At 63.8% G+C, this 19,331-nt stretch carries 23 protein-coding genes; 13 read left to right on the top strand and 10 right to left on the bottom strand.

Translation table 11 applies throughout. The features are described 5' to 3' along the window. Nucleotides 1-4 precede the first annotated feature (4 nt). The 6 genes from GGR13_RS07085 to GGR13_RS07060 all read right to left on the bottom strand — a co-directional run bounded on the left by GGR13_RS07085 (nucleotide 5) and on the right by GGR13_RS07060 (nucleotide 5,153). Nucleotides 5-949, bottom strand: coding sequence for a hypothetical protein (locus GGR13_RS07085; protein WP_183212785.1), 945 nt, complete (start codon nucleotides 947-949; stop codon nucleotides 5-7). A 28-nt stretch (nucleotides 950-977) separates the two neighbouring features. Then, nucleotides 978-1,898 (bottom strand): hypothetical protein, encoded by a 921-nt coding sequence (locus GGR13_RS07080; RefSeq protein ID WP_183212784.1) that lies wholly within the window; start codon nucleotides 1,896-1,898, stop codon nucleotides 978-980. Between the two features lie 32 nt (nucleotides 1,899-1,930). Next, nucleotides 1,931-2,872 (bottom strand): hypothetical protein, encoded by a 942-nt coding sequence (locus tag GGR13_RS07075; RefSeq protein ID WP_183212783.1) that lies wholly within the window; start codon nucleotides 2,870-2,872, stop codon nucleotides 1,931-1,933. A gap of 32 nt (nucleotides 2,873-2,904) precedes the next feature. Beyond that, nucleotides 2,905-3,840, bottom strand: coding sequence for a hypothetical protein (locus GGR13_RS07070; RefSeq protein ID WP_183212782.1), 936 nt, complete (start codon nucleotides 3,838-3,840; stop codon nucleotides 2,905-2,907). A 96-nt stretch (nucleotides 3,841-3,936) separates the two neighbouring features. Beyond that, the gene (locus tag GGR13_RS07065; protein ID WP_183212781.1) at nucleotides 3,937-4,578 is read right to left on the bottom strand and encodes a uracil-DNA glycosylase; all 642 of its coding nucleotides are present in this window, start codon (nucleotides 4,576-4,578) and stop codon (nucleotides 3,937-3,939) included. Next, complete coding sequence (locus GGR13_RS07060; RefSeq protein ID WP_183212780.1) at nucleotides 4,575-5,153, bottom strand: LabA-like NYN domain-containing protein; 579 nt, start codon at nucleotides 5,151-5,153, stop codon at nucleotides 4,575-4,577. The genes GGR13_RS07065 and GGR13_RS07060 overlap by 4 nt, the downstream gene beginning before the upstream one ends. Between GGR13_RS07060 and folK the strand changes: the two genes are divergently transcribed. The 10 genes from folK (at nucleotide 5,152) to GGR13_RS07010 (ending at nucleotide 14,136) form a co-directional block, all read left to right on the top strand. Further along, a complete protein-coding gene (folK, locus tag GGR13_RS07055) occupies nucleotides 5,152-5,724 on the top strand; it encodes a 2-amino-4-hydroxy-6-hydroxymethyldihydropteridine diphosphokinase (protein WP_183212779.1) in 573 nt (190 codons plus the stop codon). The two genes, GGR13_RS07060 and folK, sit on opposite strands and share 2 nt — an antisense overlap. An 86-nt stretch (nucleotides 5,725-5,810) precedes the next feature. Continuing rightward, nucleotides 5,811-6,170, top strand: coding sequence for a DNA-directed RNA polymerase subunit omega (gene rpoZ, locus GGR13_RS16925; RefSeq protein ID WP_183212778.1), 360 nt, complete (start codon nucleotides 5,811-5,813; stop codon nucleotides 6,168-6,170). A gap of 80 nt (nucleotides 6,171-6,250) precedes the next feature. Then, nucleotides 6,251-8,455, top strand: a complete 2,205-nt coding sequence (locus GGR13_RS07045) for a RelA/SpoT family protein (protein ID WP_183212777.1) — start codon at nucleotides 6,251-6,253, stop codon at nucleotides 8,453-8,455. Nucleotides 8,456-8,514: 59 nt separating this feature from the next. Further along, the gene (pyrE, locus tag GGR13_RS07040; protein ID WP_183212776.1) at nucleotides 8,515-9,099 is read left to right on the top strand and encodes an orotate phosphoribosyltransferase; all 585 of its coding nucleotides are present in this window, start codon (nucleotides 8,515-8,517) and stop codon (nucleotides 9,097-9,099) included. A 9-nt stretch (nucleotides 9,100-9,108) separates the two neighbouring features. After that, nucleotides 9,109-9,876, top strand: coding sequence for a pyridoxine 5'-phosphate synthase (locus GGR13_RS07035; RefSeq protein ID WP_183212775.1), 768 nt, complete (start codon nucleotides 9,109-9,111; stop codon nucleotides 9,874-9,876). Beyond that, a complete protein-coding gene (acpS, locus tag GGR13_RS07030; RefSeq protein WP_183212774.1) occupies nucleotides 9,873-10,274 on the top strand; it encodes a holo-ACP synthase in 402 nt (133 codons plus the stop codon). The genes GGR13_RS07035 and acpS overlap by 4 nt, the downstream gene beginning before the upstream one ends. 59 nt (nucleotides 10,275-10,333) lie before the next feature. Next, nucleotides 10,334-11,203 (top strand): signal peptidase I, encoded by an 870-nt coding sequence (gene lepB, locus GGR13_RS07025; protein ID WP_183212773.1) that lies wholly within the window; start codon nucleotides 10,334-10,336, stop codon nucleotides 11,201-11,203. Continuing rightward, nucleotides 11,203-11,916, top strand: coding sequence for a ribonuclease III (gene rnc / locus GGR13_RS07020; protein ID WP_183212772.1), 714 nt, complete (start codon nucleotides 11,203-11,205; stop codon nucleotides 11,914-11,916). Before lepB ends, rnc begins: the two co-directional genes overlap by 1 nt. Further along, nucleotides 11,913-12,890: a GTPase Era gene (era, locus tag GGR13_RS07015; protein WP_221230454.1), complete on the top strand. Its 978-nt coding sequence runs from the start codon at nucleotides 11,913-11,915 to the stop codon at nucleotides 12,888-12,890. Before rnc ends, era begins: the two co-directional genes overlap by 4 nt. Before the next feature lie 106 nt (nucleotides 12,891-12,996). Next, the gene (locus tag GGR13_RS07010; protein ID WP_246347729.1) at nucleotides 12,997-14,136 is read left to right on the top strand and encodes a serine hydrolase domain-containing protein; all 1,140 of its coding nucleotides are present in this window, start codon (nucleotides 12,997-12,999) and stop codon (nucleotides 14,134-14,136) included. Here the strand turns inward: GGR13_RS07010 and dprA are convergent, their stop codons facing one another. The 3 genes from dprA to GGR13_RS06995 are packed head-to-tail and all read right to left on the bottom strand — an operon-like array spanning nucleotide 14,137 to nucleotide 16,449. Then, nucleotides 14,137-15,222 (bottom strand): DNA-processing protein DprA, encoded by a 1,086-nt coding sequence (gene dprA / locus GGR13_RS07005; RefSeq protein ID WP_183212770.1) that lies wholly within the window; start codon nucleotides 15,220-15,222, stop codon nucleotides 14,137-14,139. It abuts the gene before it with no gap. Continuing rightward, nucleotides 15,219-15,857 carry a glycerol-3-phosphate 1-O-acyltransferase PlsY gene (gene plsY, locus GGR13_RS07000; RefSeq protein WP_183212769.1) on the bottom strand — a complete coding sequence of 213 codons (639 nt, stop codon included), beginning with the start codon at nucleotides 15,855-15,857 and terminating at the stop codon, nucleotides 15,219-15,221. The genes dprA and plsY overlap by 4 nt, the downstream gene beginning before the upstream one ends. A gap of 28 nt (nucleotides 15,858-15,885) precedes the next feature. After that, the gene (locus tag GGR13_RS06995) at nucleotides 15,886-16,449 is read right to left on the bottom strand and encodes a hypothetical protein (protein ID WP_183212768.1); all 564 of its coding nucleotides are present in this window, start codon (nucleotides 16,447-16,449) and stop codon (nucleotides 15,886-15,888) included. Between the two features lie 143 nt (nucleotides 16,450-16,592). On the opposite strand from GGR13_RS06995, the gene GGR13_RS06990 reads away from it, so the two are divergent. Then, on the top strand, nucleotides 16,593-16,961 hold the full coding sequence (locus GGR13_RS06990) for a hypothetical protein (RefSeq protein WP_183212767.1): 369 nt from the start codon (nucleotides 16,593-16,595) through the stop codon (nucleotides 16,959-16,961). A gap of 25 nt (nucleotides 16,962-16,986) precedes the next feature. Here the strand turns inward: GGR13_RS06990 and GGR13_RS06985 are convergent, their stop codons facing one another. Then, on the bottom strand, nucleotides 16,987-17,850 hold the full coding sequence (locus tag GGR13_RS06985) for a GDSL-type esterase/lipase family protein (RefSeq protein ID WP_183212766.1): 864 nt from the start codon (nucleotides 17,848-17,850) through the stop codon (nucleotides 16,987-16,989). Nucleotides 17,851-17,977: 127 nt separating this feature from the next. Here GGR13_RS06985 and GGR13_RS06980 point away from each other — a divergent pair, with 127 nt between their 5' ends. Together GGR13_RS06980 and GGR13_RS06975 are read left to right on the top strand one after the other, a co-directional pair. After that, a complete protein-coding gene (locus GGR13_RS06980; protein WP_183212765.1) occupies nucleotides 17,978-18,901 on the top strand; it encodes a glycerophosphodiester phosphodiesterase family protein in 924 nt (307 codons plus the stop codon). Between the two features lie 104 nt (nucleotides 18,902-19,005). Continuing rightward, nucleotides 19,006-19,323 (top strand): FtsB family cell division protein, encoded by a 318-nt coding sequence (locus GGR13_RS06975; protein WP_183213126.1) that lies wholly within the window; start codon nucleotides 19,006-19,008, stop codon nucleotides 19,321-19,323. The last annotated feature ends 8 nt before the right edge of the window (nucleotides 19,324-19,331 follow it).

Genomic DNA, 19,331 nt, shown 5'->3' with positions numbered 1-19,331 from the left:
GCCTCTATTCAGTCGGCTCCGTCGCTGTGAGGCGGTGATGCGCCCGCACGATCGAATCGACGACTTCGGTTCTTTGGCTGGTCCGGTTCAATCGTCGCCGCTGTGTGTCATAGAGCCCGACCAAATAGGCGCGATCCCAGTTCGTCAGACCGGGCGTCTGGCCCGGATCCTCGAACACGTTCAGGATCGTCGCATATCCGGACGTGTCGGCGTCAGCATCGATCTGGGCCAGGGAGACCATGGCGACATAGTCGGCCAGCTGGTCCAGCGAGATGCCCTGAACCTTGTCGACATCGACGATGACGAAGGATCGCTTGGCGTCATCCACATAGGAAGTCGTCAGCCGTGATGCCGCACGGACGTTCACGATCGGGGCATAATGCATGACCGAAAACGGGCCGGTGCCATCAGCGTTCATGGCTCCGGGCAGTCGTACGGAGGCCTTTCCGGTATCATCGTCGGTCTTGATGCTGACCGTCCACCAGCGGACCGGCCGGTCGGTCGTGCGGAAGCGATCGAGCGCGGCCGTGCCCTGATCCATCCCCGAGCCGCCGACCAGAAACAAGCGCGGCCTCTGGGCCACGAACTGCGGTGTGAACCGGTTGGCATCCACGGTCGCGATCACCAGAATATTGGGCGAGCAGCCGGGTGCCCCGGGCGTGAGGCCCACGTCCTCAACGATGGTGGAGATGCGATCCACCATCTGCTGGGCCATGTCGGGCTGCAGGTTGGCGACGCCTACGCAGACACCGTCCCTCCATCGCGCCAGCCCACGGTGTCTGACCGGGTCCGCGACCTCACCCACGAACCGCGAGGCAATGTCTTCCAACTGACGACCTTCGACGACGATGTCCCCAAGGTCGACTGCGGGGCCCGCCAGAGCCGGATCAGCCACCGGCTGTTGGGACACAGCCTGAAACAAGGCGAGGGAAAGAACAGTGCCGATCATGGTCTAGCCTTCCTTTGGGACGAGGGTGTCAGTCGTTTGTGGCAGCGTCCGTTTCGGTCGTGAGCTGCTGGTGCACGCGAACGATCGAATCAACCACTTCAGTCCGCTGGGCGCCGAAATTCTTGCGACGGCGGATGGTGTCATAGAGCCCTTGCAGATAGGCGCGGTCCCAATTGGTGAGGGTGCGGGTCTGTGCCGGATCATCGAACACGTTCAGGATCGTGGCATACCCGGACGTATCCGCCTCCGGATCTACCTGGGCGAGGGCCACGAAGGCGATGTAGTCCGCCAACTGCTCCAGCGAGACATCCTTGGTCTTGTCGACGTCAACGATGATGAAGGACCGCTTGGTGTCGTCCACGATCTGGGTCGTGATACGCGAGGGCTGAACGCCATTTCTGGGGGCCTCTTCGCCCGGCAGACGAACGGCGATCAGGCCAGTCTCGTCATTGACGGGGACGCTGACATTCCACCAGCGAACAGGCTGGTCGTTCTCGATGAAGGCCTTGAAGGCTCCAGCTCCGCGGTCCATCCCGCTGCCACCAACCCGGAAGAGACGTGGCCGAGCCTCGACGAACTGTCGGGTAAAGGTCGATGCATCGATCGTGGCCACGATCAGCACATGTGGTTCGCAGCCCGGCTCGCCCGGTCGAAGCCCGACGTCCCGCGCCACGGTGGACACGCGGTCGGTGATATACTGCGCCATGTCGGGCTGGAGGTTGGCAACGCCGACACAGAGGCCGTCGCGCCACCGCGCCATGCCGCGATTGCGGGCCGGAGCAGCCACTTCGCGGACAAAGGTCTGGGTGAGGTCCTCGAGCGGACGGCCTTCGACGACGATGTCCTCAAGGTCCACCGCTGGCGGTTGCGGAACTGACGGGTCCTGAACGGACATGATGTCCTGGCCCGTTGTCAGCATCATCAGGGAGGCGAGAGCGGCGGTCAGCATGGTCTTGTCTCCGGGTCAGTGACGAGGCGAGGTCAATCGTTGGTGGTGTCTGCGTCTCTGGCCGCCGTCAGGGCGCGATGGGCGCGGACGATGGAATCGACGACTTCGGTCCGCTGGGCGCTGAAATTCTCGCGCGTGCGGACCGTCTCATACAGACCGCGTAGATAGGCTTTGTCCCAGTCCGTCAGGGTGCGAGTCTGCTGCGGATCCTCAAAGACGTTCAGGATGGTGGCAAAGCCCGAAGTATCCGCATCCGGATCGACCTGTGCCAGCGACACGAAGGCGACGTAGTCGGCAAGCTGTTCCAGGGAGATGGACTGAATCTGGTCGACGTCCACGATGATGTAGGCGCGCTGGGTATCGTCCACGACCTGCGTCGTCAGCCGCGAGGCAGCCCCCAGCCGGACAATCGGCGCAACCAGATCGCCCGCAGCGTCGGCATCGGCAGCCAGACGCACGGCGCGTCGTCCGGTATTCTCATCGACAGGGATGCTGATGTTCCACCAGCGCACCGGACGGTCCACAGTGATGAAATCGTTCAATGCGCCCGATCCCAGGTCCATCCCCGAACCTCCGACCCGGAAGATCCGGGGACGCTGGGCGACGAACTGCCTTGTGAACTCGGTCGAGTCGACTGTGGCGATGACGACCACATTCAGGTTGCAGTCGGGCAGACCGGGCCGAAGTCCAAGGTCGGCCGCCACCGTTGAAACGCGATCGATGATGAACTGGGCCGTGTCGCGCTTGAGATTGATGGCCCCGATGCAGACGCCGTCCCGCCAGCGTGCCAGGCCGCGATTTTGGGACGGGGCTGCGACTTCCGCGACGAATTCCCGGGTCAGGTCCTCGATACGTCGTCCATCAACGATGATGTCGCCCAGATCGACGACCGGCTCCGCAGGAGCCTGAACCGGAGGCACAGTCTCCTGCGGAGCCGATGCGATCATCAATGAGGCGAGGGCAGCGACGAACATCGACTCGGTTCCTGGATGGGTATGTGGGCCGCTTACTCGGGGGTTGCGTTGTCTGAAGCTGCTGTGAGTTCGCGGTGTGCGCGCACGATGGAATCGATGACCTCGGTCCGCTGCGCACCAAAGTTCTGGCGGGTGCGGATCGTGTCATACAGGCCCTTCAGATAGGCCTTGTCCCAGTCGGTCAGGGTCCGGGTCTGCTGAGGGTCATCGAAGACGTTCAGGATGCTGGCGAAGCCGGACGTGTCCGCATCCGGATCGACCTGGGCCAGGGACACAAAGGCGATATAGTCGGCGAGCTGTTCCAGGGAAACGTCCTGAATCCGGTCGATGTCCACGATCACGAAGGCGCGTTGGGTGTCGTCCACGACCTGTGTGGTCAGGCGCGAGGCGGCACCCCGCCGGATGATGGGTGCTGTCGGATTGCCTTCAGCATCGGTATCGCCCGGAAACCTGACGGCGCGGCGACCGGTGTCGCTGTCGATCGGGAGGCTGATGTTCCACCAGCGCACGGGCCGGTCGACCGTAATGAATTTGTTCAGAGCTCCGGACCCGAGGTCCATTCCGGATCCGCCGACGCGGAAAATCCGCGGCCGTTGAGACACGAACTGTGCCGTGAAGGTTGAGGCATCCACCGTGGCAACGACCAGAACGCTGGGCATACAGCCGGGCGCTCCGGGCTTGAGCCCGACATCCTCGGCCACGGTCGAGACCCGGTCCGCGATATACTGGGCCATGTCGGGCTTGAGGTTGACGACACCGATGCAGACTCCATCGCGCCAGCGCGCCAGACCCCTGTTCTGTGCGGGGGCGGCGACCTGACCGACGAACTCCCGGGTCAGGTCCTCGACGCGACGTCCGTCGACGACGATGTCGCCCAGGTCGACGACCGGATCCGCAGGGTCCTGGGCCGAGCCGGACGACTGAGGCGCAGAGACCATCAGCAACGAAGCAAGTGCGGCAACAAGCATGGCGGACCCTACAAGCGAACAAGATGATAAGGGCGAAGGCTATCACGACCCGGGAATGCCAGCAACCAGCGGTAGTCCAGCGTGCTGGCATGTGGGTCAGTCACCGATCATCGTCCTGGCACGGGTGAAAATTGCCTCGAACATTTCCGGCGTCAGGCGTCCGGTGTTCGTGTTCAGTCGGGAGCAGTGGTAGCTGTTGATCAGACGATATCCGGCAGCGTCCCCCTCGATGCCGTGGCCTGGCGGAATAGCTGTTCCCGGCAGGCCGAGGGTCTTCAGGACGCTACGGCGAGAGACGTCTCCAAGCGTGACGATTACTTTCAATCGAGGCAGGGAATCGAGGCGGGCCTTGAGAAAAGGTCGGCAAGTTGCCTCCTCTAGAGGGAGGGGCTTGTTGAGTGGGGGCGCGCAGCGGACGGCATTGGTGATCATGCAGTCGATCAGCCGCAGACCGTCATCGGGCCTAGCGTCATAGGTTCCGACAGCGAACCCGGTTCTGATCAGGGTGTCGTAGAGGATCCACCCGGCGCCATCGCCGGTGAAAGGCCGACCGGTGCGATTGGCTCCGGTTCGGCCGGGTGCCAGGCCGACGACCAGCAGGCGCGCGTCAGGATCGCCGAACGACGGTGCGGGACCATTCCACCAGTCAGGGTTCTGGCGGGCATTTTCCCGTCGATACTCGACCAGTCTCGGGCAGAGCGGGCAGTCGCGGGGCGGCTCGGCCGGATGCGGTCTCATTCTTCGTCCTTGTCAAAGGTACGAACCGAGGTTGCAGGGGCGGGTGAGCGGGGACGAGTCCATTCACCGATCCGGTCCGAGAGATCGATGTAGTCATCAGCCTGACGTCGAAGTTCGTCGGCGATCATGGGCGGCTGGCTCTTCATGGTCGACACGACCGTGACGCGCACACCACGCGCCTGAACCGCCTGGACCAGTCGCCGAAAGTCACCGTCGCCGGAGAACAGGACCATGTGATCCAGATGCGGGGCCATCTCGATCATGTCGACGGCGATCTCGATGTCCATATTGCCCTTGGTGCGGGTGTGGCCCTGGGCATCGGTGAACCGTTTGACCGGCTTGGTCACCACGGAGAAGCCGTTGTATCCAAGCCAGTCCACCAGGGGGCGGATGGGCGAGAATTCTTCGCCCTCGATCACCGCCGTGTAATAGTAGGCTCGAACCAGAACGGCACGTTCACGGAACGATGTCACCAGCTTGCGGAAGTCGAGGTCGACGTTCAGCGATCGGGCTGCGGAATAGAGATTGGCTCCGTCAATGAACAGGGCAGTGCGGTCGGTCGGATAAAGTGTCATGGACAATAAACTTTCTGAATCAGGCGGGTCTGCTCTGGAGGACTTCGACGTCAATATCGACGGCGTGCCTGATCCAGATGCCGCAGTGATCGTCGCCCTTGGCTGCAATGACAAGGGGGTGTGGGCTTCGGCACGCCAGGCGCTGGAAGCGGCGCTCGCCCGCTTTCGGCCTGAAGGGATCGACGTTGTTGCGCGCTCATCCTGGTGGTCGTCGCAGGCTTGGCCCGACCCCAGCGATCCGCCCTTCCTCAATGGTGTCGCAATCGTGCGGACTGCACTTGACCCTCATGCGCTGATGTCGGCGCTGGGCCGGATCGAGGAGGCTTTCGGGCGCGTCCGCACGGTCCAGAACGCGCCCCGGACGCTGGACCTCGATCTGGTTGCCTATGGTCGCAAGCAGGGGGATTGCGCAGGCCTGATCCTCCCGCATCCCCGGGCGGCGGAGCGCAGGTTCGTCATGGGCCCGCTGGCCGAGATCGCGCCGGCCTGGGTCCATCCCGTGTCGGGATTGTCTTCGGCGGCGCTGGCCGAACACGCATCTGTCGGACGGGATGCCGTGCGCATATCCTGAGCGCCGCAAAACTGCCCTTGTGGCGTTGCACAAATCAGCACTTATCTGTATCAGGCGCGGTTCTCCCGCCGACCCGAAGGATCATCATGGCTCGCGTCACCGTCGAAGACTGCATCCAAAAGGTACCGAACCGGTTCGGTCTGGTTCTGCTGGCCGGCAACCGTGCCCGTGCGATCGCCAATGGCGCCGCACTGACGCTGGATCGCGACAACGACAAGAACCCGGTCGTTGCCCTGCGCGAGATCGCTGAAGACACGGTCGTCCCTGCCGATCTGCTGGAAACCGTCGTCGTCGGGTTGCAGCGCGTCGACGAGCGCACCGAAGCCGAGGACGAGGCCGAGATCGTGGGTCTGCTGGCCGAGCCCCAGCACATGAACATGGCCGAGCAGGAACTGATCCGGGCTCTGCAGAGCGACCGCGACGGCGGGCAGGAGGAGCGGTACTGACGGCGCAACCCGCCAGCGGTATCACCATCCTTCCGGCGCGGTCCGGTCCGACCCCGCCGCCGACCACCCTTGCACTCGATATGGCTTTGCCGTCCCCGGCCGAAGCCCCGGGAGTCACGAAGCGCATTCCTGTGCTTCGTCAGTTTGAGTTGATCGAGGCCGTCAAGGCCTATGACCCGACCGCCGACGAGGCCCTTCTGAACCGGGCCTATGTCTATGCGATGAAGATGCATGGCTCGCAGTTGCGTGCCTCGGGCGACCCCTATTTCGCCCACCCGATCCAGGTTGCCGGGATCCTGACCGACTACAAGCTGGATACGGCGACCATCGTTACCGCCCTGCTGCATGATGTCGTCGAGGATACGTCGGCGACCCGCGACGATATCGCCGCCATGTTCGGAGAAGAGGTCGCTAGCCTGGTTGAAGGCGTGACCAAGCTGTCGCGGCTCGAGCTTCAGGCCGAGCACACGCGCCAGGCCGAGAACCTGCGCAAATTCATTCTCGCCATCTCCCGCGACGTGCGTGTGCTGCTGGTCAAGCTGGCGGACCGTCTGCACAACATGCGGACGCTGAAGTACGTCAAGCCGGAGAAGCGCGAGCGGATCAGCCGCGAGACGCTTGAAGTCTACGCCCCGCTGGGACGCTCGATCGGCATTCATTCGATCGCGTCCGAACTGGAAGAACTGGCGTTCGAACACCTGAACCCGACGGCGAGAACGGCCATCGAGCGTCGCCTTGAGGCTTTGAAGCTGGAACACGGGCGGGCGACCGACGGTGTTGCCCGTGAAATTGAGCAGGCGCTGAGCGAAGCCGGCATCCCGGCGCGTGTCTATGGCCGGCAGAAGACGCCGTATTCCATCTGGAGGAAACTGCAGAGAAAGTCGGTCGGCTTCTCGTCGTTGTCTGACATCTACGGTTTCCGGGTGCTCGTCGAGTTCGAGGACGACTGCTACCGCGCACTCGGGGTCATCCATCGCGCATGGCCCATGGTGCCGGAGCGGTTCAAGGACTTCATCTCGACGCCCAAGTCGAACAACTACCGATCGCTTCACACCACGGTCGTCGGGCCGGGTGGACTGCGAATCGAGATGCAGATCCGGACCGAGGCCATGGACCGGGTGGCCGAGGACGGTGTCGCCGCGCACTGGGCCTACAAGAACAAGTCCTATGGGTTCGACCAGGCGGCGATGGAAGCCGAGGGCGGTCGTGACCCGCTGCAGAACCTGCGTCACCTCGTCCAGGTCATCGAGCATGGCGAAGGTGGCGAGGACTGGGTCGAGCACGCCAAGCTCGAGATGTACCTGGATCAGGTCTTCGTCTTCACGCCAAAGGGAACTCTGATCACGTTGCCGCGCGGCGGGATGGCGCTGGACTTCGCCTATGCCGTCCACACCGAAGTCGGTGACACCGCTGTAGGGGTCAAGGTCAACGGCGAGCTCAAGCCGATGCGGACCCAGCTCCAGAACGGCGACGTGGTCGAGATCGTCCGAGGGTCCAAGCGCGAGGCTCCGGCAGACTGGCGAAGCTTGACCGTCACTGGCCGGGCCCGCTCGGCGATTCGCCGGCACATCCGCAGTTCCGAGCGCGACGAGTTCCAGAAACTGGGCAAGGCGACGCTGGAGCAGACCCTGTCCCGGGCTGGCAAGGCCCTGAGCGAAGTGACGCTGAAGGCGACGCTCGAGACGCTTGCCATTGCGACCGAGGACGATCTGTTCGACGCCATCGGTCGCGGGCGTCTGCCGGCAAACCGCGTCGCCGAGACCCTGTTTCCGGGCTTGAAGGGCACATTGGCCGCCCAGCCGGACCGGAAGCGGATCGGCGACGCGCAGGCCCGCCTGTTCGTGCGTGGCGGCGGGCTGACGCCGGGCGTGAGCATCCACTTCGGTGCCTGCTGTTCTCCCGTTCCCGGCGACCGGATCGTGGGGATTCTCGAGCCGGACACAGGGCTGACCGTCCATGTCATCGACTGCCAGAAGCTGGCCGATTTCGCGGACGACGACAGCGTCTGGAACGACCTGCAGTGGACACCACAGGCCGAGCAGGGGGTGGCCGTCGCTCGCTTCCGGGCGACCATCAAGAACGCACCCGGCATGCTGGGTCAGGTCGCGACCGTGATCGGCGAGGCAGGAGGAAACATCCTGAACCTCAAGATGGCCCTCAGACAGTCGGACTTCTTCGATCTCGATATCGATGTCGAGGTCACGGACGCCAAGCATGCAACCACGATCATGGCTGCGCTGCGGGCGAACCCCTCGGTGGATACGGTAGAGCGCGCCCGAGGCTAGACCGCGACATCTCGCGCGGACGGCTTGCCCGATGGCAACATACGGCATAGGTCGCGGTCATGACTTCAGAAGACGTTCTCAACGAGTTTCGTGGTGCCGGTGCCCTTCGCGAAGGGCATTTCGTCCTGTCGTCGGGACTACACAGTCCTGTGTTTCTCCAGAAGAACCTCGTGTTCATGGACGCGCAGCGCTGCGAGCGGCTGTGCAAGGCGCTGGCGGTCAAGATCGTTGCGGCTGTGGGGCCGGTGGATGTCGCGGTTTCACCCGCGGTTGGCGGGATTATCCCTGGCTACGAGACCGCGCGCCATCTGGCTGTGCCCTCCATGTATGTTGAGCGCGAAGGCGGGGCCTTCAAGCTACGCCGCGGTTTCCATGTCGAGCCGGGCCAGAAGGTGGTGATGGTGGAGGACATTGTCACCACGGGCCTGAGCTCGCGCGAATGTATCGCTGCGATCCGTGAAGCCGGGGGCGACGTCGTTGCTGCAGCCTGTATCGTGGACCGGTCTGGTGGGCGGGCTGATGTGGGCGTGCCCCTGATCGCACTCGCGACCCTGGATGTCCCGGCGTACCCGGCCGACGCCCTGCCGCCAGAGTTGGCAGCCTTGCCGGTCGAAGATCCCGGCAGCCGTCGACTGTCGAAGTAGGAGACGACCATGGGCGAGCGTATCCGGCTTGGCGTCAACATTGATCACGTCGCTACCATACGGAATGCACGGGGTGCCGCCTATCCCGACCCGACCCGGGCAGCGATGGAGGCGCTGGCCGCCGGGGCGGACGGAATCACAGCGCATCTGCGCGAAGACCGCCGGCACATTGCTGACTCGGATATCGAAACGCTCGCCGAGGCCCTGCGGGTGCAAGAACGCCCGCTGAACCTGGAAATGGCCGTCACCTCCGAAATGCTCGAGATCGCCCTGCGGCATTGTCCGCCTGCCGTCTGTCTGGTGCCGGAGCGCCGCGAGGAACGGACGACCGAGGGCGGGCTTGACGTCGTGGGGGGGCATAATTGGATTACGCCCTTTGTCAGCAAATTGACCGAAGCCGGGTCGCGGGTCTCGCTGTTCGTCGGGGCTGATCCGGCACAGGTGGAGGCCGCATTCCGGGCAGGTGCAGCCGTGGTCGAACTGCACACAGGTGCGTTTTGCGACGCGGTGCGCGACGGCGATGACGCCATGGCAGCTTCGGAGCTGGAGCGTCTCAAGGCGGCCGCAACCCAAGCTGCAGCGCTGGGCCTCGAGGTGCACGCAGGGCACGGTATCGATTACGAGACCGTGATGCCGGTCGCGGCGATTCCCGAGGTCATGGAACTGAATATCGGTCATTTCCTGATCGGAGAGGCGATCTTCGTGGGTCTGGGAGCTGCAATCGGGCGAATGCGGACCCTGATGGACGCGGCACGCGATATCGAGCCTGCCGCATGATCATCGGCGTCGGGGCGGATCTGACCGACATTCGTCGTATCCAGGCGTCGCTCGACCGGTTCGGAGACCGCTTCAAACAGCGGTGCTTCACCGAACTGGAACGCACGCGCTCCGACCGCAAACCCGACGCTGCCTGGAGCTATGCCAAGCGCTTCGCGGCCAAGGAAGCCTGTGCCAAGGCGCTTGGGACAGGAATGCGGCGCGACGTCTACTGGCGAGATATGGGAGTCGTGAACCTGAAGAGTGGTCAACCGACTCTGGCCCTTACCGGGCATGCCGCTGAACATCTCGCGCGGCTGATGCCAGTGGGCCATGAGCCCCGTATTCACCTGACGTTGAGCGATGAACACCCCTATGCCCTGGCGTTCGTGGTGATCGAAGCCTTGCCGATGGCGTAATCTGGCTTTACCCGTCCCCGGACGATGCCGCGCGGGGCGGTGGACAGGCTTATCCCACGATGAACGACCAGGACGGCTCGCGCGACGGCACCAGGACGACCGGTGACGGCACGGTGACCAGCGAAACCACGCCACCCGTCTGGGCTGGCAAGGATACGAAGAAGATCAAGGCCAGCGAAGTGGCCCGATCAGCGGGTAACGAGACGATCGAGATCATCAAGACGGTTGTTTTTGCGCTGTTGATCGCCTTCGTGCTGCGCGTCTTGCTGTTCCAGCCCTTCACCATTCCGTCGGCATCGATGGAGCCGAACCTGTACGAGGGCGACTACATCGTCGTGACCAAATGGTCCTACGGCTATTCGAAATATTCGAGCGGACTGCCGGTCAATCTTCCGCTGGGCGAGGGGCGCATTCTCGGCCGTGCGCCGAACCGCGGTGATATCGTGGTGTTCAAACTGCCTCGCGATGACAAGACCGACTACATCAAGCGCGTCATTGGCCTGCCAGGCGACCGCATCCAGATGATCCAGAACCAGCTGCACATCAACGGATTGCCCGTAACGGACGTTCGGATCAGCGAGGCCGAGGTCAACGACATGTTTGGCCCCCGTCCGGTGACCCAGATCCGTGAGACACTGCCCAACGGCAAATCCTTCATGATCCAGGACTTCGGTCCCGGCGGCGAACTGGACGACACACCGGTCTACGAAGTGCCGCTCGGCCACTATTTCATGATGGGTGACAACCGCGATAACTCGATCGACAGCCGCGTTGCCGAAGGCTCGGGGGTTGGCCTGGTCCCAGAGGAGAACCTGATCGGCAAGGCCCAGATCATCATGTTCTCGTGGGAGCCGGGCGCTTCGCTGTTCAACCCGGTCAGCTGGTTCGCCAACATCCGTCCCAGCCGCTTCTTCAACCTGCTCGACTGATGAGCAATATCCGGTCAGAGGCGGTGGCCGAACTGGTCCGCCGGCTCGGGCACGATTTCGCTGATCCGCGATTGCTGGACCGCGCTCTGACCCACTCCAGTGTGGGCGAGGGGGGAACGCCTCCCAGCGGCAAGATCGCGCGCCACAACCAGCGGCTCGAGTTTCTTGGAGACCGGGTTCTTGGCCTGCTGGTCGCCGACCGGTTGCACCGTGATTTCCCTGAGGCCGATGAGGGCCAGCTGTCCTCGCGGCTGCATTCGCTGGTCGATCGCACCGCCTGCGGGCGCGTCGGCGAGGCGCTCGGGATCGGCGCGGCCGTCCGGCTTTCGCCCGGCGAAACCAAGAGCGGAGGGCGCCAGAAGGAAGGCGTCATTGCCGACGCGACCGAGGCTGTTCTGGCCGCCGTGTTTCTGGACGGCGGCCTCGAAGCTGCGCGCGCGGTGTTCGAGAAGGCCTGGGCTGACGAACTGGCCAAGCCGCCGGAGCGCTCCCTCACCAATCCCAAGTCTGCCCTGCAGGAATGGGCCCAGAGTTTCGGGCGGCCGCTGCCGACCTATCGTATCGTAGCCCAGACGGGTTCCGATCACGCCCCGACCTTCACGGTCGAGGTGGCGGTGCAGAATATCGAACCCTTGACCGCCCAGGGACGTTCGCGTCAGGACGCGGAAAAATCGGCCGCTGTGGCCATGCTCAAACGTGAAGGCGTCATTTGACCGATCCGACCCCCGAGACCCCGGAAATCCAGGACAGCGGGCCGCATCGCGCGGGCTTTGCCGCCATCATCGGTGCGCCCAACGCCGGCAAGTCGACGCTGGTCAACCGGCTGACTGGCTCCAAGGTCTCGATCGTGACCCAGAAGGTCCAGACGACCCGCTTTCCGGTCCGCGGCATCGCCATTGCCGGCAGTGCCCAGATCGTGCTGGTCGACACCCCCGGCATCTTTACGCCGCGGCGCCGGCTGGACCGGGCCATGGTGGCGTCCGCCTGGGGCGGTGCCCAGGATGCCGATGTCGTCGTGCACCTGGTCGACGCCGCCTCGCATATCGCATCGGACGGCAAGGAGGGCACGCCAGCTGACCGGAAGTCCGCAGAGGACACCGAGACGATCATCGCCAATCTGAAGGCGACCGGGGTGCAGGTGATCCTGGCGCTGAATAAGATCGACGGCATGCGCCGAGATACGCTGCTGGCCCTGTCGCACAGCCTGTTCGAGACCGGGGTCTATTCCGAAATCTACATGATTTCGGCCGCAACCGGTGACGGCGTGGATGACCTCAAGTCGCGGTTGGCATTGTCGATGCCGGAGGGTCACTGGCTCTATCCCGAAGACCAGAGCGCCGATGTCCCGATCCGGGTGCTGGCGGCCGAGATTACGCGCGAAAAGCTGTATCTGAGGGTCCACGAGGAGTTGCCGTATTCGGCGGCGGTCGAGACCACAGCATTCGACGAAAAGGCGGACGGCTCGGCCCGTATTGAACAGACCATCTATGTCGAGCGCGAGAGCCAGAGGCCCATCATTCTCGGCAAGGGCGGGCAGACCCTGAAATGGATCGGACAGAAGTCGCGTGAGGAACTGATCGAGTTGCTGGATCGACCCGTTCACCTGTTTGTGACCGTCAAGGTCGATCCGAAGTGGCAGGATAGTCGTGCCCTTTATGCCCAGTTCGGGCTGGATTTCGACGTCTAGATTATTGTTCCAGGTTCCTAGAAATGCCGGGGGTCACCCGCGGCTGATCATCGCTTGTTTGACGGTTTGCGTACTCGGTCTCTCTGCCTGGGGCGGGTACCGTCTGATGGGCCAGAGGGTTTCCGTCGTCGATCGGGCCGAAGCCGCGGCGGCCGTTGCCCGCCCTCCGGTCGTCGTGGTCGAGGCTCTGCCCCAGTTGGCCGCTCGCCTGAGACGCGAAGGGGATGCCGGCCACTTCATGGGCGCGGTGCTGGTCGCCAAGGGCGACAAGGTTCTGTTCCGCGAAGCCTATGGTCTCGCCAACCATGAAACCGGCCAACCCCTTGCTCTGGACGCCCGGTTCCGGCTCGCTTCGATCAGCAAGCAGTTCACGGCAGCGGCGGTCCTCAAGCTTCAGGATGAGGGCAAGCTGCATGTCGATGATGCGGTCTGCAAATGGATCCAGCCATGCCCGGAAGCCTGGGCACCGCTGAAGCTGGGGCATCTGATGTCCCACACGTCCGGGATTCCGGACATCATGGCCCAGGCACAATGGGGCCTGATCCGCGTAACGCCGCGAACGAAACAGGAGTTGACCAACGCCTCGGCAAGCTATGGCCTGTCATTCCCGCCGGGAAGCAAGATTCGCTATAACAATGCGGGCTTCAACCTGCTGACGCAGGTTGTCGAAAAGGCCAGTGGAAAGCCGTTCGAGACGTATCTGCAGGATGCCTTCTTCACTCCGCTAGGAATGACGAATACGGGTTCGGATGCAGATGGCCAGGCCGGTGACCTCGTCATGGGCTATGCCAATTTTCCGGGCGGGCTGACCGCTCAGCCGGATGCCAATGTCAGCGTCGTTGTCGGAGCCGGGGCGCTGTACTCCACCCTGGATGACCTGCTCATCTGGAACAGGGCGCTCCATAACGGGAGGGTGCTCAGTGACGCCAGCTATGCCCGGATGATCACTGACCACAGTCCGCCCGACCAGCCCGATGAGCAGGGGCGTCCGCACAGAAGCTGGGGCTACGGCGTATTCGTCAACAGTCTGGGGGATCGGGTCCAGCCTGCATTTTCCGAGCGGCAGATCTACCATACGGGCAGCTGGGCCGGGTTCCGGAATATCGTGACCCATGAGCCGGTTTCCGACACGACTGTCGTGGTCCTCGGAAACAACTATCACCAGCGCGAGCAGGTTTTTCTGATTTCTCAGCAGGCCATGGCCGAGGCCTTGGGGCATCCTTTCCCGCAGGCCGGACTCGAGTAGTCAGGTCGAGGCGAGACCGCCGGGCAACAGGGATGCCCGGCCCGCCAGGCTGAGTTCCAGCAGGGCAGCGGCAACATCCGCTACGGGTCGATTGAGGGCGCGGGCCAGTTCGTCGCGGGGCGTGGGCGTCGGCGAGAGCAGTTCTGCGACCTGCTCGAGCAATGCATCGTCGATGTCGTCAGGGAAGGCTGTGAACGGCGATCCGCCGGGAGTTTCATCGAGACGCCGCAGGGTCTCGAAAGCACGCTGGACGTCTTCCAGGCCTTCGCACAAGATCGCGCCTTGGCGGAGAAGCTCGTTCGGGCCTCGCGAGCGCGGGTCCAGCGGTGAGCCCGGTACGGCGAACACGTCTCGGCCCTGTTCCGCCGCCAGGCGAGCCGTGATCAATGAGCCCGAGCGGATTTCAGCCTCGACCACGATCACGCCGCGCGAAAGGCCAGAGATGATGCGATTTCGGCGGGGAAAGTCCCGAGCCTGGGCTCGCGCGCCCATCGGACTTTCGGACACTACGCAGCCGCGCTCGGCGATCTGGGCATAGATTGCGGCATTATCGGGTGGATAGATGTCGTCGACGCCACCGCCGAGAACAGCCACGGTTCCAGTGTCTAGCGAACCGGCATGGGCGGCCGCATCAATGCCACGGGCCAGCCCGGAAACCACAACGAAGCCGGCCTGACCCAAGGACTGGGCCAAGCCTCTGGCAATGCGCTGACCGCCCGCCGAAGCAATGCGGGCGCCGACGATGGCGACCGTCTCGCGGCTCAGCAGGGTGACATCACCCAAGGTCCAGAGAACTGGCGGGGGTGGATCGACTGCGGCGAGTCGCGCCGGATAGGCCGGGTCGCCGAGCACAACCAAGGCCGCACCTTTGTCGACTCCTGCCGCGATCTCGTCCTCGATACGGCTTGCGTCTGGCAGGACATAGGGAGCGCCGCCGCCATGCCGGACGAGATCGGGGAGGGCTTCAAGCGCGCGGATCGCACTCCCGTAGCGCGCCAGAAGCTGGCTGAAGGATACCGGCCCGACCCGATCGGCGCGCGATAGCCGAAGCCGGGCGAACCGTTCGGGCTCGGGCAGGGGGCTCACGCCTTCTTCGCTCCGATGCGCGGTTCCAGGCCCTTGAGCAGCCGGGCGATGTTCTCGTGGTGGCGGATCCAGATCAGGATCGCTGTGAAGACGGAGAGCGCCAAAACGGGCGTCGAAACGGGCAGGCCGAGGCCGGGCAGGGGCAACACGGCGTAGAACGGCACCAGCAGGGCCGCAACAAGCGCCGCCAGTGACGAATACCGGAGTCCGAAAGCGACGATCAGCCATGTCGCCGCCGCCAGAAGGCCAAGGGGCCACCAGGCGGCCAACATCAGGCCGAAAAAGGTCGCCACCCCCTTGCCGCCCTTGAACCGAAGCCAGACCGGGAACAGGTGGCCGAGAAAGGCGGCTCCGCCGGCAATCGCAGGGGCCAGATCTCCGCCGATCAGCCAGCGTGCCAGCAGGAGCGCTGCCGCGCCCTTGCCTGCGTCCAGCAGCAGGGTGGCCAGGGCCAGGTCCTTGCGGCCCGTCCTGAGCACATTGGTCGCTCCGATGTTGCCAGAGCCAATCTGGCGCACATCGCCGGCTCCGGCAGCGCGCGTGAGAATGACACCAAACGGAATGGAGCCCAGCAGATATCCGGCGAGCGCGATCAGCGCGAGCGTCAGCAACGCCGGTGCAACCAGATCCTGCAAGGCGACTCTCTCCCTCTCGAAGATGATTTCAGATCAGATAGACGACGATGTAGCGAGCGACCAGCGCAAGCATGGCCAGCCGCGCGAGCTTTGGCCCACGCACGGCCATCGCTGCGGCCATCAACACCACCAGCACCGCCGTCAACCCGAGAGCCAGGGGGTTCTGGAGGCGTGCCACCAGGGCGGGTTCGCTCAGGTAGAAGGCCAGTTGGCATACCAGAAGTCCCAGCATCACGCCGATCACGACACGCCGCACGCGGAAGAAATGGTCGTCGAAACTGACATCGCTGGCCACCGAGCGCGGGAAGACGAGGGCCGCCGCAAGAAAATACGCCCCTGCAAAGAAGGTGACGGCCATCAGGGTTTCGCTGGAAACCGTGATCACGTCGCGGCTGGTCCAGGCCGCCTGCCAGAAGGACAATAGATCGAGGAGAACAAATGCACCGAGCAGCGGCGTCAGCCAGCCAATCCTGATCGCGGTCCCCAGCCTCAACCGAGCCTCAATGGCGCGGGCCAGGCCCGAAAGGACTTCAGCCAGTGAAAGGCCCAGCAACAGCCCGAAAAGGGCAAAGGTGAATTCGAAGTCTGACATTCTTTTGAGTGGGCCCCTGCAGCCCCCGACGATGCGACGACAGAGGGCTGGCGGCAAGGACGGGTTCTGGCATCTGGCAAAGCGTATCTTGATCCAGACCCTCAAGCGCGCAAGAAAACGGATCCAGCAAAAAGGCGTTCGACATGGGTTTCAGATCAACAATGACAGCCGTGGCGATCGCCGGGCTGATGGCGTCCCCGGCTTTTGCCCAGTCGGCGGAATATGAGGCGGCTCTGCGCAAGATGATCAGCCAGACGGCTGCGGGGACATGTCCGGCGGATGTGATGGGGCCGGACCTGCTGGCGGCCTGCCAGCAACAGTTGCCTCAGATGTCAGCGGGACTCGCCAGTCTTGGAGCCATCGAATCCGCCCAGTTCGTTCGGGCGGAGGATCGTCCCGAGGGACGGGTCGAGATCTACGCTGTCAAATTTGCCAGCGGCATGACCCTGAACTGGGGCATCGGCGGACTGAGTGATGGCAAATTCAATCTCGCCTTTGCCGGAGGGGACTGACGGCGATCGTCTGCAAGCCGCCTCGTCATCGACGTATCACGGTCAGGAATGGTAGCAGCCGATCGCGCCAGGCGCGGTAGCCTGCCTCGTTCGGATGGACCCCATCCATGAACAGGGTGCGGTCCTGAAATCCGTCCGCGCCGATGAAGACGTCGTGGATGTCGAGAAATCTAACGTTCCCGGCCATGGACGGGTCAGTCGAATAGGCTGAGAGCGCCCGGTTGACCGGTTCGACCAGGCTCGTGTTTCTCGCCGGCTCGTTCGTCGGCAAAAGGGACTGCAGAACGATGATCGCATCAGGCTTGCGCTCCTGAACAGCGGCAACAACGGCCCGGATACCGGCAAGCACACTGTCTACGGCCGGTGTCTCGGCATCCCAGCTGTTGTTGATCCCGATGAGGAGAATGATCACGTCAGGATCGAGGTCGGTCCGGTCCAGCTGTCCCAGTCCGCCTTCGGATCGCGGCCGGATCCGGTGCAGGACATGTTCGGTGCGATCACCGGAGATGCCGAGATTGAACCCCAGGGTCTCGGGCCGGTCACCCGAAAAACTCTCTGTCCAGATGGCTCGTCCACCCAATGCACCCGGAAACCAGGGATTCTCGCCCATGGTCCAGAAATCCGTGATCGAGTCGCCGAGGAAGACCAGTTTGACGGGCTCGAGGCTGTCCGGAGCCTCAAGTCGCGCCTCAATCTCCGCCAGCCGTTTCTGCCAGTATTCGATCCGCGGTGTCGGCCGCGTGGAGTTGAAGCCATCGGCGGTTCGGGAAGCCACTTCCCCGGTCACGAGGGTCTGTGCCCCGGCCGGCCCGCCCTGAAGCCAGAGTGCGGCTGACAGAGCGACGCAGAGCCTCCCCAGCCCTACGAAACCCCTTTGTTTTTCTGCCATGTCCGTTCCCCGTCGACATCAAAGCGTAACGCTCATGATCCACCTTCAGCAACATACGGCTCTTCGAAACAGGACTTCCTGTTTCACGGCTCTGGCGGCCACCAAGGGTTTCGGCCAAAAGACCGGGATGTCCCGTCCTGTCCTGATCGTCTCTCATCTCACGCTTGCCCTTGTCACGGCGGCCTGCGCCGCCGCACCGGTGAGCTCTGTGACATCCCAGCCTGCCTTGGCGGGTTATTTCGACTGCGTGCGGGAGACCGGGGTAGCGATCTCGGCGCACCGTGCGCAGTCGGCGGATGATCAGGCCGAGAACTCGGTGGGCGCGATCGAGGCCACGGGCCGTGCGATCCCGGGTGCCATCGTGGAGATCGACGCGGCCCTGACGCGGGACGGCCAGCTGGTTCTGATGCATGACGACACCCTCGATCGCACCACGACGGGGACGGGCCGGGTCGCCGATCTGACGTTTGACGAGGTCCGTCGGGCACGCCTGACTGCGACGGATGGGACGGTCCTGCAGGCGCCGCCGCCGACGCTCGGAGAAGCGCTGGACGCTGCGGGCCGGGTGGGGGCCATCGCCAGCATCGACCTGAAGCCCGCCGACGAAGCCGCTACACTGGTTCTCGCACGCAAGGTTGTCGATGCCGTACGTCAGGCCGAAGCGGCCGACAGGGTCATCCTGATCACCTACAGTGCCGAAGCCGCGCGAGCGGTCGCTGCAATGGCTCCGGAGATGATGATTTCGGCCGGGCTCAATGACCTTGCGGGTCTGGAGGGGCTGAACCCGCCGCAGATCCTGGCCTGGACCGGGACACGTGCGCCACGTCCGGCGCTTTGGCAGGCTCTGGAAACGGGCGGCGTCGAGGCGCAGTTCGGCACCCTTGGTGCACCTGGACGCCGGCTGGATGACATCTATGCCGCCGATGGCGATGTTTCGGAGTATCGAGACCTTGTGCGTGACGGGGTTGCGGTCATCGCAACCGACACGCCCATGGCGGTGATGGGCGTGCTGGAAGTCGAGGTCCGGGCCGCGGCGCGCTGTACACGCTGATTCCATGAAAGATTACCGGCCAAGCTACGGTTTGTTAGGTATTTTTCGTCAGACTAAATCAACCGTGTTAACGCTCAGAAGGAGCGTCTCCTGTGCCTGAGACGATGAAGCCGTATTTGCCGACGATCGGTCTGTTCCTGTTGATTGTGTACCTTGGCGTGCAGGCCCTTACCGGGCAGCGAGGCCTTTTGAGCGGGAATCAACGCGATGCCATGCTTGAGCTTCGGGAGCATGAGTTGGCGGTCCTTGCCGAACAGCGCCATGATCTGGAGTTGCGCGTGCGTTATCTGCGGTCCGGGCACCTGTCTCGCGACATGCTCGAGGAGCGCGCAAGGGTCGTTCTCGGCTTCTCCGACCCGCGCGACTATGTGATCCGCACCACAACAGCGACGGTGCCGCAGGCGAGCGTCGCCGCCTCCTGACATCTTGT

This window comes from Brevundimonas variabilis (assembly GCF_014199945.1).
Lineage (GTDB): Bacteria > Pseudomonadota > Alphaproteobacteria > Caulobacterales > Caulobacteraceae > Brevundimonas > Brevundimonas variabilis.
This window is presented reverse-complemented; position numbering and strand designations above follow the sequence as displayed.

What these genes read in the sequence shown, in the direction of transcription:
- GGR13_RS07085 (WP_183212785.1), bottom strand. Translation starts at nt 949, where the DNA reads ATGATCGGCACTGTTCTTTCCCTCGCCTTGTTTCAGGCTGTGTCCCAA.
- GGR13_RS07080 (WP_183212784.1), bottom strand. Translation starts at nt 1,898, where the DNA reads ATGCTGACCGCCGCTCTCGCCTCCCTGATGATGCTGACAACGGGCCAG.
- GGR13_RS07075 (WP_183212783.1), bottom strand. Translation starts at nt 2,872, where the DNA reads ATGTTCGTCGCTGCCCTCGCCTCATTGATGATCGCATCGGCTCCGCAG.
- GGR13_RS07070 (WP_183212782.1), bottom strand. Translation starts at nt 3,840, where the DNA reads ATGCTTGTTGCCGCACTTGCTTCGTTGCTGATGGTCTCTGCGCCTCAG.
- GGR13_RS07065 (WP_183212781.1), bottom strand. Translation starts at nt 4,578, where the DNA reads ATGAGACCGCATCCGGCCGAGCCGCCCCGCGACTGCCCGCTCTGCCCG.
- folK (WP_183212779.1), top strand. Translation starts at nt 5,152, where the DNA reads ATGGACAATAAACTTTCTGAATCAGGCGGGTCTGCTCTGGAGGACTTC.
- GGR13_RS07060 (WP_183212780.1), bottom strand. Translation starts at nt 5,153, where the DNA reads ATGACACTTTATCCGACCGACCGCACTGCCCTGTTCATTGACGGAGCC.
- rpoZ (WP_183212778.1), top strand. Translation starts at nt 5,811, where the DNA reads ATGGCTCGCGTCACCGTCGAAGACTGCATCCAAAAGGTACCGAACCGG.
- GGR13_RS07045 (WP_183212777.1), top strand. Translation starts at nt 6,251, where the DNA reads ATGGCTTTGCCGTCCCCGGCCGAAGCCCCGGGAGTCACGAAGCGCATT.
- pyrE (WP_183212776.1), top strand. Translation starts at nt 8,515, where the DNA reads ATGACTTCAGAAGACGTTCTCAACGAGTTTCGTGGTGCCGGTGCCCTT.
- GGR13_RS07035 (WP_183212775.1), top strand. Translation starts at nt 9,109, where the DNA reads ATGGGCGAGCGTATCCGGCTTGGCGTCAACATTGATCACGTCGCTACC.
- acpS (WP_183212774.1), top strand. Translation starts at nt 9,873, where the DNA reads ATGATCATCGGCGTCGGGGCGGATCTGACCGACATTCGTCGTATCCAG.
- lepB (WP_183212773.1), top strand. Translation starts at nt 10,334, where the DNA reads ATGAACGACCAGGACGGCTCGCGCGACGGCACCAGGACGACCGGTGAC.
- rnc (WP_183212772.1), top strand. Translation starts at nt 11,203, where the DNA reads ATGAGCAATATCCGGTCAGAGGCGGTGGCCGAACTGGTCCGCCGGCTC.
- GGR13_RS07010 (WP_246347729.1), top strand. Translation starts at nt 12,997, where the DNA reads ATGGGCCAGAGGGTTTCCGTCGTCGATCGGGCCGAAGCCGCGGCGGCC.
- GGR13_RS06995 (WP_183212768.1), bottom strand. Translation starts at nt 16,449, where the DNA reads ATGTCAGACTTCGAATTCACCTTTGCCCTTTTCGGGCTGTTGCTGGGC.
- GGR13_RS06990 (WP_183212767.1), top strand. Translation starts at nt 16,593, where the DNA reads ATGGGTTTCAGATCAACAATGACAGCCGTGGCGATCGCCGGGCTGATG.
- GGR13_RS06985 (WP_183212766.1), bottom strand. Translation starts at nt 17,850, where the DNA reads ATGGCAGAAAAACAAAGGGGTTTCGTAGGGCTGGGGAGGCTCTGCGTC.
- GGR13_RS06980 (WP_183212765.1), top strand. Translation starts at nt 17,978, where the DNA reads ATGTCCCGTCCTGTCCTGATCGTCTCTCATCTCACGCTTGCCCTTGTC.
- GGR13_RS06975 (WP_183213126.1), top strand. Translation starts at nt 19,006, where the DNA reads ATGAAGCCGTATTTGCCGACGATCGGTCTGTTCCTGTTGATTGTGTAC.